At 71.0% G+C, this 12278-nt stretch carries 13 protein-coding genes; 5 read left to right on the top strand and 8 right to left on the bottom strand.

Going from position 1 to position 12278, the window contains the following annotated elements; genetic code table 11:
• Positions 1-111: 111 nt before the first annotated feature.
• Both Q0C41_RS12675 and Q0C41_RS12670 read left to right on the top strand, forming a co-directional pair.
• Complete coding sequence (locus Q0C41_RS12675; protein WP_291984146.1) at positions 112-3309, top strand: IPT/TIG domain-containing protein; 3198 nt, start codon at positions 112-114, stop codon at positions 3307-3309.
• Positions 3310-3378: 69 nt separating this feature from the next.
• Entirely contained in the window at positions 3379-3753 is a 375-nt protein-coding gene (locus Q0C41_RS12670) for a hypothetical protein (RefSeq protein ID WP_291984145.1), read from the top strand.
• Here the strand turns inward: Q0C41_RS12670 and ispG are convergent.
• The 3 genes from ispG to Q0C41_RS12655 are packed head-to-tail and all read right to left on the bottom strand — an operon-like array spanning position 3737 to position 5977.
• Complete coding sequence (ispG, locus tag Q0C41_RS12665; protein WP_291984144.1) at positions 3737-4987, bottom strand: flavodoxin-dependent (E)-4-hydroxy-3-methylbut-2-enyl-diphosphate synthase; 1251 nt, start codon at positions 4985-4987, stop codon at positions 3737-3739. The genes Q0C41_RS12670 and ispG overlap by 17 nt on opposite strands.
• A complete protein-coding gene (locus Q0C41_RS12660) occupies positions 4984-5367 on the bottom strand; it encodes a PilZ domain-containing protein (RefSeq protein WP_291984143.1) in 384 nt (127 codons plus the stop codon). Before Q0C41_RS12660 ends, ispG begins: the two co-directional genes overlap by 4 nt.
• A 10-nt stretch (positions 5368-5377) precedes the next feature.
• Positions 5378-5977 carry a hypothetical protein gene (locus Q0C41_RS12655; RefSeq protein ID WP_291984142.1) on the bottom strand — a complete coding sequence of 200 codons (600 nt, stop codon included), beginning with the start codon at positions 5975-5977 and terminating at the stop codon, positions 5378-5380.
• Positions 5978-6079: 102 nt separating this feature from the next.
• Between Q0C41_RS12655 and Q0C41_RS12650 the strand changes: the two genes are divergently transcribed.
• Positions 6080-6211 carry a hypothetical protein gene (locus Q0C41_RS12650; protein ID WP_291984141.1) on the top strand — a complete coding sequence of 44 codons (132 nt, stop codon included), beginning with the start codon at positions 6080-6082 and terminating at the stop codon, positions 6209-6211.
• 31 nt (positions 6212-6242) lie between these two features.
• Here the strand turns inward: Q0C41_RS12650 and Q0C41_RS12645 are convergent, their stop codons facing one another.
• The 3 genes from Q0C41_RS12645 to Q0C41_RS12635 are packed head-to-tail and all read right to left on the bottom strand — an operon-like array spanning position 6243 to position 9502.
• On the bottom strand, positions 6243-7172 hold the full coding sequence (locus Q0C41_RS12645) for a glycerophosphodiester phosphodiesterase family protein (RefSeq protein ID WP_291984140.1): 930 nt from the start codon (positions 7170-7172) through the stop codon (positions 6243-6245).
• 6 nt (positions 7173-7178) lie between these two features.
• Positions 7179-8822: a DEAD/DEAH box helicase gene (locus Q0C41_RS12640; protein ID WP_291984139.1), complete on the bottom strand. Its 1644-nt coding sequence runs from the start codon at positions 8820-8822 to the stop codon at positions 7179-7181.
• Positions 8819-9502 (bottom strand): RNA-binding protein, encoded by a 684-nt coding sequence (locus Q0C41_RS12635; RefSeq protein ID WP_291984138.1) that lies wholly within the window; start codon positions 9500-9502, stop codon positions 8819-8821. Before Q0C41_RS12635 ends, Q0C41_RS12640 begins: the two co-directional genes overlap by 4 nt.
• A 223-nt stretch (positions 9503-9725) precedes the next feature.
• On the opposite strand from Q0C41_RS12635, the gene Q0C41_RS12630 reads away from it, so the two are divergent.
• Both Q0C41_RS12630 and Q0C41_RS12625 read left to right on the top strand, forming a co-directional pair.
• Entirely contained in the window at positions 9726-10217 is a 492-nt protein-coding gene (locus tag Q0C41_RS12630) for a hypothetical protein (RefSeq protein WP_291984137.1), read from the top strand.
• A 1-nt stretch (position 10218) separates the two neighbouring features.
• Positions 10219-11151, top strand: coding sequence for a cation diffusion facilitator family transporter (locus Q0C41_RS12625; RefSeq protein WP_291984136.1), 933 nt, complete (start codon positions 10219-10221; stop codon positions 11149-11151).
• Here the strand turns inward: Q0C41_RS12625 and Q0C41_RS12620 are convergent.
• Together Q0C41_RS12620 and Q0C41_RS12615 are read right to left on the bottom strand one after the other, a co-directional pair.
• Positions 11142-12038 (bottom strand): alpha/beta fold hydrolase, encoded by an 897-nt coding sequence (locus Q0C41_RS12620; RefSeq protein ID WP_291984135.1) that lies wholly within the window; start codon positions 12036-12038, stop codon positions 11142-11144. The two genes, Q0C41_RS12625 and Q0C41_RS12620, sit on opposite strands and share 10 nt — an antisense overlap.
• On the bottom strand, positions 12025-12278 hold a 254-nt coding region (locus tag Q0C41_RS12615; protein ID WP_291984134.1), incomplete at its 5' end, for a PEGA domain-containing protein. The genes Q0C41_RS12615 and Q0C41_RS12620, both read right to left, overlap by 14 nt.

Genomic DNA, 12278 nt, shown 5'->3' with positions numbered 1-12278 from the left:
GATAAATTCAGCCGGATTCCGCGACCCGAGCCGACGGAGCGATGAGGCACGGCCGTTGCCCTTGTCCGGGGCATGGTTCGGCGCGCTCGCCCCCGCTCTTTCGGTTCCGCCGTGCTGGCGCTCGTCCTCCTCCTGCTGGTGCAGGTGGGCGCGGCCCGCGCTGACAACGTGCGGCTGTTCTGGGATGCCAACAGCGAGCCGGACCTGGCGGGGTATGTCCTGGTCTACGGGACGGCGCCCCGGATGTACACGACCTCGGTCACCCTGCCGGCCAGCGCGGTGAGCCACGAGGTCGTCGGCCTGCCCAACGGGACCTACTACTTCGCCGTCCGCGCGTTCAACACCGCCAACGCCCACAGCAGCTACTCCAACGAACTGGTCGTCGCGGTCGGCGACCCCGGGGCACCGATCTCCGAGCCCGCGATCGACAACGTGACGCCCGCCACTGGTCCAACGGTGGGGGGCACCGTGGTGACCATCACCGGCACCGACTTCGCGCCTGGGGCCGCGGTCCGGGTCGGTGGTACGCCGGCCACCGTCACGGCCGTCAACGAGACCTGGATCACGGTGACGACACCCCCGGGGGCCGTCGGATCCGTCGCCGTCGTCGTGACCAACCCCGATGGCGGCACCACGACTCGCGCGTCCGCCTTCACCTACCTGACGACGGCCGGGCCGGTCTCCGAGCCGGTGGTCACGAGTGTGAGCCCGACCACGGGGCCGACGACCGGCGGGACGTCGGTCACGCTCAGCGGCGACGACTTCCGTGCCGGCGCCATCGTCCGCTTCGGCGCGGTTGCGGGCACGGTGACCGCCGTCACGACCTCGGCGATCACCGTTCGGACGCCGGCCGCCAGCGCCGGCCCCGTCTCGGTGACGGTCCAGAACACCGACGGCGGCGCCGTGACGCTCGGCGCCGCGTTCACGTACGTGACGCCACCGCCGACCCCGCCGACGATCACGAGCCTCACGCCCGTCACCGGACCGACCACCGGTAACACCGCGGTCACCATCGTCGGCACCGGCTTCCGCAGTGGCGTGGCCGTGGACTTCGGCGGCGTGGCCGCCATCGTCTCCAGTGTCACGGCCACCACCCTCACCGTGACGACGCCCGTCGCCGTCGCCGGCGTGGTGCCCGTCACCGTGACCAACAGCGATGGCGGCACGGTGACACGAGCCTCGGCCTTCACGTACGTGAAGAACACGACGCCCTCCACGGAGCCGACCGTCACCTCGTTCTCTCCGGCCCTCGGCTCGACGGCGGGTGGCCTGAGCGTCACGATCAACGGCACCAACTTCAGGAACGGTGCCATCGTCCGCTTCGGCACCGGCGCGGCGACGGTGACCAGCCTCACGTCGACGCGCATCATCGCCAGAACGCCGGCGCAGGCGGCAGGCCTCGTGTCGCTGACGGTCCTCAACACCGATGGCTACGGCGTCCAGGTGCCGGCGGCGTTCACGTATCGCGCGCCTGCACCGACCATCTCCACCTCATCGCCGCTGCGCGGGCCGGCCAGCGGCAGCACGGATGTGACGATCAACGGCACGAACTTCCAGCCTGGCGCCAGCGTCTCGGTGAACAGCCTGCAGGCCAGGGTCGTGTCGGTCACCGCCAACCGTCTCGTCGTGCGCATGCCGGCGCATGTGCCGGCCGTCGTCGGTTTCACGGTGACCAATCCCGATTCGCAGTCGGCGTCGAAGACCAGCGCCTACACCTATGTCGACGGCGGGCCGGCCGTCACGCAGGTGCTGCCGGCATCGGGCCCGATGGCGGGCAGCAACCTCGTCACGATTCTCGGCAGCGGCTTCCTCAATGCCACGGTCTCGTTCGGTGGGGCGGGCGCCAGCGTCATCACCCGTGCCGCCGACATGATCACCGTCCGCGTCCCCGCGCGAGGCGCCGGTCCGGTGGACATCGCCGTGCGAAATGGCGACGGACTCGCCACCAGCGCGGAGGGCGCCTACACGTATCAGGATCCGAACGCGCCATTCGTCCGCTACTTCGCCGAAGGTGCGGCCGGCACCTTCTTCCAGACGCGTTTCGCGCTCGCCAACCCGCACGACGAGGCCATGCCGGTGACGGTGACCTTCACCGACACCCTGGGCACACCGACCACCATGGCGCTCACCGTGCCGGCCAGGTCGCGGGCGACCATCGACGAGACCAACCGTCCCGCGCTGGCCAGCGAGGCGTTTGCCACCAAGTTCGAGGCGCCGCGCGTCATCGGCGTCGAGCGCACCATGACATGGGCCGGCGGCGGCGCGACCTACGGCTCGCACAGCGAGACCGGCGTCACGGCCCCGCGCACCTCGTGGGTCCTGGCCGAGGGCGCGACCATCGGTGGTTTCAACACCTTCTACCTGCTGCAGAATCCGGGGACGACGACGGCCGAGGTGAAGGTCCAGTACCTGCTCTCCACCGGCGAGATCATCGAGCGCATCCATCCGGTCGCGCCGCTGTCGCGGACGAACATCTGGGTGAACCGCGACGCCCCCGCGCTCGAGTCGGCCGAGATGTCGGCCACCATCACGTCGCTCAACGACGTGCCCGTCGTGGTGGAGCGCTCGATGTATCGCAACAACGGCAACGAGTTGTTCAGCGCCGGCCACAACAGCGCGGCCATCGACGCACCGGCCTTGCGCTGGTTCCTGGCCGAGGGCGCCACCGGCGGCACGTTCGACGAGTTCGTGCTGATCGCCAACCCCAACGCCGCGCCGGCCACCCTCCGCGTCAGCTACCTCAGGGCCGGCAGGGCTCCCATCGTCCGCACGCACACGGCCGCGCCGCGAAGCCGCCTGACGATCTGGGTGGATCAGGAAGCGCCTGAACTCGCCGCCGCGGAGGTCTCGGTCATCGTCGAGAGTCTCACCCCGACGCCGGTCGTCGTGGAGCGCTCGATGTGGTGGCGTGCCGACCCGGCCGGCGAGTGGGTGGAGTCGCACAACAACCGTGGCGTGACGACGACGGCGGCGCGGTGGCTGGTCGCCGACGGCGAGTCCGGCGGCGCGGGCGAGGCGAGCACATACGTCCTGGTGGCCAACACCGGCACCGCGGCGGCCAAGGTCAACTTCACGCTGCTCGGTGAGGCTGGCGTGGTGCGCACGGTGCAGGACACGGTCACGGCCAACGGCCGCTACTCGATGGACGTGGCCAGCACCTTCCCGGAGGCTCGCGGCACACGGTTCAGCGTCCTGGTCGAAGGCGTGACCACGACGGCCGCACTGGTCGTCGAGCGCGCCTCCTATTCGAGCACCCCGTCGACGCCCTGGGCCGCCGGCACCAACAGTCTCGCGATGCCGCTGCCGTGAGCCGGCGAGCGGTCACGCGCGGCTGACGTCGCGCGCAGGGAGGGGCGCGCGGTCTGCTAGCATCGGCCCATGCCCAGCTTCACCGTGCGCGTCGGCCTCCTGCTCGTCATCTTCGGCGCGGTCAGCTACGTGACGTCGGGGGGCGTGAGCCTGACCGCCTTCATTCCCTCGATCATCGGTGCCGTCCTGGTCCTCTGCGGGGCGGTCGCGGTGCGCTCGCCCGGGTGGCGGCCGCATGCCATGCACGTGGCCGCGCTGGTCGCGCTGGTTGGCGTCATGGGGACGGCGTCCGCGCTGCTGCAGGTGCCCGCGATGCTCGCCGGCGAGGGCGTGGGACGCCGCCCCGCCGTCGTGGCCCGCGCCAGCATGGCGGTGATCCTGCTCGTCTATCTGGGCTTCAGCATCCGGTCGTTCGCGCAGGCTCGCCTCAGGCGGAAGGCGTAGGCACCGACGCCCGGCGTGGGTAGTGCGAGGCCACGTAGTCTTCGACGAGCCGCTGGAACTGCTCCGACAGCTCTTCGTACGTACCGCGCAACGTCATGGCGTGGCGGCCGTCGATGAACACCGGGCAGTTGGGCGCCTCGCCGGTGCCGGGCAGCGAGATGCCGATGTTGGCGGCCTTGGATTCTCCCGGGCCGTTCACCACACACCCCATCACGGCCAGCGTCATCGTCTCGACGCCCTCGTACTCGAGCTTCCAGGTCGGCATGCGATCGCGGATGTACCCCTGAATGCGTTCGGCGAGTTCCTGAAAGGTGCTGCTGGTGGTGCGCCCGCAGCCCGGGCAGGCCGTCACGCTGGGACTGAAGGCCCGCAGGCCGAGCGCCTGCAACAGCTCGCAGGCGGCATACACCTCTTCGCATCGGTCGCCATTGGGCCGCGGCGTCAACGACACCCGAATCGTGTCGCCGATCCCCTCGTGCAGCAGCACGCCCATCGCCGACGAGGACCACACCAGGCCCTTGATGCCCATGCCGGCCTCGGTGAGCCCGAGGTGCAGCGGCTGACGCGTCGCCCGGGCGAGCTTCCGGTACACGTCGATGAGATGCAGCGGGCGTGAGACCTTGCACGAGATGATGATCTGGTCGTCGCGCAGGCCGGCCTCGAGCGCCAGTTCGGTCGACGTCACCGCCGACTCCACCATGCAGTCGTTGATGATGTCCTCGGAGGACCGCCCGAGCTGCCGGTCGGTGTTCTCCTGCATCCGCTGCATCACCAGTTCCTGATTGAGCGAGCCCCCGTTGACGCCGATGCGCACCGGCTTGCCGTGCTCGCGCGCCACCTGGCAGATCATCGTGAACTGCTCGTCGCGCCGGGCACCGGTGCCGACGTTGCCCGGATTGATCCGGTACTTGTCGAGGGCCGCGGCGCAGCCCGGATGGCGGGTCAGGAGCAGGTGGCCGTTGTAGTGGAAGTCGCCGACCAGCGGCACGGTGCAGCCCTGGTCGAGCAGCCGCCGCTTGATCTCGGGCACCGCGGCGGCGGCCTCGGGGACGTTCACCGTCACCCGGACGATCTCCGATCCGGCGGCCGCGAGGGCCGCGACCTGCGTCACCGTGCTGGCGATGTCGGCCGTGTCGGTGCTGGTCATGGACTGCACGACGACGGGCGCGCCACCCCCGACCTGGACGTGACCGACCTTGACGCCAACCGTGCGATGCAGACGTGCGATGTTCATGACTGGTCCTGCGAATGGCGGCCACGTCGCCGATCGATGTCGGAGAGCAGCCGCGCGAGATGCGCGGCCTGATCTGGGGCCACGCGGGTGAAGACGACGCCGGCGCGGCAGTCCGGCGGTTCCCCGACACGGCCCGCCAGCAGCACCCGACTGTGCGCGACCTGGCCCTCGAGAGGACCAACGGCCTCGGCGCCCGTCCCCACGTGGACGCGGACGGGCGTGCCCAGGGCGAGCGGTCGCCCGGTCTGGACCACCATGCCGCCGGGGCCGAGCTCACGGACGCGCATCGGTTCGGCGGTGCCGTCGATCTGCGCCTGCAGCAGGAACGGCACGCTGCGTCGCTGCGCCCGCCGCCGGTCCGGCGACCAGGGATCGGTCATGACGGGCGCTTCAGCGCCGGCCATCCTCGAGTCGCGTCCGGGCGCTGCGATGCAGGTCGAGGACGTGCGGCCCGAGCTTCTTGCTCAGGAACACCTTCGACTCGAGGTTCTCGATCGGATTCTGCGCGAACTTGATGACGTTGAAGTGCAGGTTCGCCAGCGTCGCCCGCATCTCGTAGTGCCGGTTCTTCGTCTTGACGACCACTTCGTCGAAGCCTGTCGACACGGCCCACGCTTCCTGCTCTTCGGTCAGGGCGCGAAACTGTCCCTGGCCGCGCCAGTCGATTCGCGTCCCGCCGATCCAGCTGTAGAGGATGCGGCGATTGTCGAACTCGACCACGTCCTCCAGCTGCGCGGCCAGGTCGGCCAGGCGCGGATCCGACTCCTGTCGGAACAACTCGTGGCAGACCTTGAAGGCGACCGGCACCAGCGAGCCCGGATCGTCGGGCAGCGCCGCCACGGCCATCACGATCAGGTGCTCGCGATCGGCCAGGCGTGAGGAGATCTCGGCCGCCGTCTTCCGACGCGCGAACTCGCCGAAGAACTCCTCGATGTACTCGATCTCGAGGCCGCCCTGTTCGAGCCCGTACTGGCGAATCAGATACTCCACGTGCGGTCTGCGCCTCGCTGAGGGTGGGGCGGCGGGCACGGTCCCGCGCCCATGGGCAATCCCGTCATTCTAATATCGAGCGATGGCGAGGCGCACGCAGGCATGAGTCGACCCCTCGTGGTGCTGGTGCTCGGGGTCATCGCCCTGATGGTCGTCTCGTGGGCACTCGGTCGCGTCCTCTTCTGGCTGCGCGCCACATTCCCGCCCAATCGGCCGCCGCGCCGGCGACGCTGACGACGGGGGCGGCACGCCATCGCCGTGCCGGTCAGGGCCGCGAGCGGGGAAACAGGTCCGGGTTGTCGGTGAACAGGCCGTCGACGCCGTAGGTCTCGGTGAAGCGCCGCATCTCTGCGGCAGCCGTCGCCGCCTCGTCTGTCACCCCACGTCGGGCGCGGAACGTCCACGGCACCACGGTCAGCCCTGCCGCGTGCGCCTCGGCGACCAGGCCGGGACGTGCGTCCACCAGGGCCCGCGCCGGGCCCACGCCGGTGGCGAACGCCCGCATCTCGCGCAGCCGATCAGGCGTCAGCCATCCGTCCGCGTCAGGAGCCTGCACGAGGAACGTGCGAGGAATCCCCGGCAGTCGCCGCGCGAGCGTCTGCAGGCTCTGCGCCTCGAACGACTGCAAGAGCACGGCTGGCCGACCGCGCACCGTCGCGCTCGTCAGTCCGTTGCGCTCGAGGGCCGCGACGACGGCGTCTTCGAGGCTCAGCCCTTTGGCCCGCAGCCGCGCCGGGCCCTTCAACTCGGGAAACAGCCCGGCCTTGCCCTTGACCAGGTCGATCGCTTCCTGAAAGGTCGGGATACGGGCGCCGGCAAACGACGGATCGAACCACCGACCGGCGTCGAGCTGGCGCACCTCGGCGAGCGTGAAGTCGTCGACGTACCAGCGACGACGCTCGCGCGTGCCGTCGCGCTCCACGGTCACGCGATCGGGGAACACGGACTCGACGTCGGTCGTGCGCTCGAGGCTGAGATCGTGCAGGCAGACCAGCACGCCATCGCGGGTGATGCCGAGGTCCTGCTCGACATAGTCGGCCCCCTGGTCGAGGGCGAGCCGGTACGCCTCCAGCGTGTGTTCCGGCGCGTAGGCGGAGGCACCCCGGTGCGCGACGTTGAAGGCGCCCGACGGTTGGGCGCCTTCGAGCGGCATCAGGAGCAGGAGGGCAATGAGGAGGGGCAGACCAGCGCGCACGGCAGTCTAGGAGTCGTCGCCCTGCGCCGTCGACGCCGCATCAGGCGCGGCATCGCTCGCGTCCGTCGCCGAGGCATCGTCACCGGTGCCGTCGGCCTTCGGACCGCTGCGCCGGCGCCGTCGTCGACGCCGCTTCGGCCCCGCGTCTCCCGTGGCCTCGTCGGTGGACGTCTCCGCGGGGCCCTCGCTGGCATCGGCAGATGCCTCCGCTGGCGGGGTCGTCTCCGGTGCGTCCGCGTGTGTGGCGGGTGCACTGGAGGCCGGCACATCGGCCGACGTCACGCGCGGGCGACGGCTGCGCGTGCGCTTCGGGCGATCGGCGTCGGGTGGCGTGGGGGAGACCGGCGTCTCGGACGTGCTCGCGACCGCTTCGCCCGCCTCGACGAGTTCCGCGTGCGCGTCCTCGAAGAGCACCAGGCCGAACGCGTCGGCGATCTCTTCCATGTCCTGCCGCTCGTCGGGCGAGACGAGCGTGATGGCGGTGCCCGTCGAGCCGGCGCGGCCGGCGCGGCCGACCCGGTGCACGTAGGCCTCGCGGTTGAACGGCACCTCGAAGTTGACGACCGTCTCGATGGCGTCGATGTCGAGGCCGCGGGCGGCGATGTCGGTGGCGACCAGCACGCGGTGCGTGCCGGACTTGAAGCCCTCGACGGCGCGCAAGCGATCGGCCTGGGTGCGGTCGGCGTGCAGCGCGGCGGCGCGGATCCCCTGCGACTGCAGGTCACGTGCGAGGCGGTCGGCGCCACGCTTGGTGGAGGAGAACACCAGCGTCGGTCCCGGCGCACGGCGCAGGAAGCGCGACAGCCAGGCGGTCTTCTCGTGGCGGCCGAGCAATTCGGCCTTGTGCGTGATCGAGGCCGCCGGCGCATTGCGGATACCGAGTTGCACCAGGCGAGGCGACTGCATGATCTCCAGCGCGAAGCCCATCACCTCCTCGGGCATCGTCGCCGAGAAGAGCAGCGTCTGGCGTGGCCGCCCGGGGGGCAGCTGCGAGACGATGAACTTCACGTCGGGCCAGAAGCCCATGTCGAGCATCCGGTCCGCTTCGTCGAGCACGAGCACGTCGAGGCCGGTGAAGGCCGCGATGCCGGCGCGCAGGTGGTCCATCAGGCGGCCTGGCGTGGCCACGACCACATCGACACCGGCCTTGAGGGCCTGTTCCTGGCCGTCCATGCCGACGCCGCCGAAGACGGCTGCGCAGCGCATGGAGGTGTGGTACCCGAAGCCCTGGACGTCGTCTTCGATCTGGACGGCGAGTTCGCGCGTCGGCGCGAGGACGAGAATCCGGGCCGAGCCTTCGCGCTCCGCGTTGACCTGCAGGAGACGCTGCATCAACGGCAGCAGGAACGCGGCGGTCTTGCCCGTGCCGGTCTCGGCGCAGGCGACCAGGTCGTGGCCGGCCGCCACCGTGTCGAACACGGCGCTCTGGATGGGGGTGGTGTGCTCGAAGCGACGATCCTCGACGCCCATCAACAGCTCGGGCACCTTGATCAGGTCCGTGAACCGTCGGGGTTCGATGTCGGGCGTCAGCGGCTCGAACTTCGCGAGCAGCTCGGCATTGCGTGCCGTCGCCTGGGGACGTGCAGGGGGGCGACGCGGTCCGGACCGGCCTCGGCCGGTCCGGGCGCCTCGTTCAGGGCGTGGGCTCACTCGTCGTCGTCCGTGTGGTCGTCCTTGGCCGGAACATCCGGGCCGTCGTCATCGACGTCGGCGGCGTCCACCGGGCTGGCGGCCGGATCGTCGAACTCCACCGTCGCCTCGAGATCTTCCTCGTCGTCATACAGACGGCTGACAGGACGCTGCTTGATGGGCCCCCGGGGCTTGTCGTAGGTCTGCTTGCGGACCGGCCCCTTGGCCGGACCACGGGCCCGACGGGTTTCCGGACCGGTCGGCACACCGCCGGGGTCGCGCGGGGCGAATGGCCGGGGCGGGCCACCCGGCCGCGGGCCGCCGAAGCCACCACCGGCAGGAGGGCCACCGAAGCCGCCAGATGGGCGAGGGGCTCCTCCGCCGAAGCCGCCGCCACCACCGTAGCCACCGCCACCCCCATAGCCTCCGGGGCGCGGACCCGCCGGGCGATCCTCGCGGGCACGGGCTTCGCTGACGGCGAGCGGGCGACCGCTGAACGGCTGGCCGTTGTAGCGGTTGATCACCTGCTCGGCATGGTCGCGCTCGGCGAAGTCGACGAAGGCGAACCCTCGGGGACGTCCCGTTTCACGGTCGGTCGGCAGCACCACCTGCGAGGGCTCGGCGACCTCGGAAAACAGGGCACGCAGGTCAGCTTCGGTGGCGCTGTAGGGCAGGTTTCCAATGAATAAACGAACGCTCACGACGTCCTCACGGGCTGGCCAGGCCTCCGTCTGGCTGTCAACGGGTGACCCACGCATCGATCGATGCGCCACACCACGGGGTACTCGGATGCTTGCGGAACGGGAAAGGGGATGGGCTCGATGCGGTACTCGGCTGGAAGGGCGGCAGGTGCAGAATTGCACACTTTTCCTGCCGCATGCAACCGGTAGACTGTGGAACCGGTTTCGATTCCGGACACGACCCATGCCTCGACAGCCCTTCAGCGCCCTTCCCGACTCGGCCCGCCTCTGGGTCTTTGCCGCCTCCCGCCCCCTGTCTCCCGGGGAGCGTGAGGCCCTGACCGCGGCAGCCGACGACTTCCTCGACGAGTGGAACGCCCACCGCGTCCCGCTCGACTGCGCCCGCGACCTGCGCCATGACCAGTTCCTGCTCGTCGGCGTCGACCAGGAGACCGCCGGCGTGTCGGGATGCTCCGTGGATGCGCTGGTGCGCACCATGAAGGGGCTCGGCCAGCGCCTCGGCGTCGACCTCCTCGACCACGCCTCGGTCTTCTATCGCGAGGCCGACGCGGTGCGGCGCGTCAGCCGCGAGGAGTTCGCCGAGGCCGCGGCGCGCGGCGCGGTGACGCCGGCCACCACGGTGTTCGACAACACCGTGCCGACCGTGGGGGCGCTGCGCGGCGGGGCCTGGGAAGCGCCGGCCGCACGCACCTGGCACGGCAAGGCGTTCTTCTGACGTGATCGCGGCCCACACCCCGTCCAGCGTGACGCAGGCCCAGGGCCTGCAGTCGGGCCGTCGCGTCGCCGCCGTCAGCGTGGGCGTCAACGCCGTGCTCGCGGCGTCGAACCTCGTCGTGGGCGCGCGCGGCGGGTCGTTGACGGTGCTGGCCTCGGGCATCGAGTTCGCGGCCGATGTCGTCGCCTCGCTCGCCGTCCTGTTCGGGTTCTGGTACGCCTCTCGCCCGGCCGACTCCCGCCATCCGTACGGACACGGACGGGCCGAGACGCTCACGGGGTTGCTCATCGGCGTCGCCCTGTTCGGCATCGGCGGCGCGATCGCCCTGCACGCCATCCGCGACATGCATGGCGTGCACCCGCCCCCCGCCGCCTACACGCTGTGGCCGCTGGCCGTGGCCCTGGCCGTCAAGACCATGCTGATGGCCACCAAGATGCGCGTCAGCCGCCGCACCGGCAGCCAGGCGCTGCTCGCCGACGCCTGGAACGACAGCGTCGACGTGCTCTCGTCCAGCGCGGCCATCATCGCCCTCGGCCTCACGCTCTACGACCCGACCCGCTTCAGAGCGGCCGACCACGTCGGCGGCATGCTGGTGGGCATCTTCGTCATCATCGCCGGCCTCGGCGTGATCCGCGCCACGTCGCTCGACCTGATCGACACCATGCCGCCCGACGATCTCCTGGACGACGTGCGGCGCGCGGCGTGCCGCGTGGACGGGGTGCGCGGTGTGGAGAAGCTGCTCGGACGCAAGACCGGCCTGCAGTACCACGTCGATCTGCACCTCGAGGTCGACGGGTGGATCTCCGTCGACGAAGGCCACGCCATCGCGACGGTCGTGCGCGAGCGCATCCGTCTCGATGTGCCCGCCGTCAGCGACGTGCTGGTCCATGTCGAGCCGACGGGCCTCGGCGGCCCCGTCCTGCGTCAGGGCTGAGGCGAGGCGAGCGGCGGCGGGAAGACGTCGGCCAGGAAGGTCCGCAGGGCTGCGACGTAGCGCGCGGCATCGGCCCGGTTCGGGTGGACGTGGCCGCCCGTCAATTCCACGAGGCGGCGCGGTTCCGACGCCGCAGCCAGCAGGGCACGCGCGTGTGCCACGGGCACCACGGTGTCGTCGGTCGCGTGGAGGAGCAGCAGCGGACTGCCCACGTGCGCGATGCGCTCCCTCGACGCGAAGCGGTTGCGGACCATCCAGCGGATGGGCAGCCAGGGATACAGTTCGCTCGCCCGATCGTCGATGCCCGTGAAGGCGCCCTCGAGGATCAGGGCGCGTTCGTCGACCGTGGACGCGAGGGTGGTGGCCACACCCGAGCCGAGCGACCAGCCGTAGATGGCGATCGAGGTCGAGGGCACCCCTGCCGCACGCAGCCAGTCCCACGCGTCGCGCGCCGCCTCGCCGAGTGCCGCTTCCGACGGGATGCCAGGGACGTCACCGAACCCGGGGTACTCCGGGGCCACCACCTGCACGCCGAGTCGATGCCACTGGTCGTAGCGCTCGATGTTGACCGCCGAACGGACGGTGGCGGCGTTGCCGTGCAGGTAGAGCACCCAGGGTGCCTGCGGCGTGCCGACCTGGCGCATGACCCACAGCACCCCGGGCGCGCCAGAGCGGGTCACGCGGGGCACGCGCTCCATCCGGGCCTGCATCGCGTCGGACACCGCCGGTGTCGCGCGAGTGGGCACGAACACCAGCGCGACCTCGTTGGCCATCAGCCAGACGATCGCGGTGCCGTAGGCGAGCACCGCGGCGATCAGCGCGCCAATCAGGCTCCATCGCAGGAAGCGTCGCCGCATCGCCGCGGCCGGCCCGTCAGCGGATGACACGCAGCGTCGTGACCTGGCCGGCCTCGATGTCCACCTGGCGAGCCAGACCGCCCACCAGCACGTCATGCCGACCCGGGCGAATCTGTCCGAGGGTGAGGGGCGTGACGCCCCGAGGACGCCCGCCCATGGTCACGGGCAGGCCGGACGGCGTGCTCTCGATGGCGACCGCGCCGGTGGTGTCCGACACCGCCGCCGCCCCCGTCGCGGCGGCGGCCGTGCCAGGCGCGGGCGTCGTCGGGG

Origin of the sequence: Luteitalea sp. (assembly GCF_022842525.1) — a bacterium.
Taxonomy (GTDB): domain Bacteria; phylum Acidobacteriota; class Vicinamibacteria; order Vicinamibacterales; family Vicinamibacteraceae; genus Luteitalea.
Note: the sequence above shows the minus strand (reverse complement) of the source record. Positions and strands in the feature narration are given on the sequence as shown.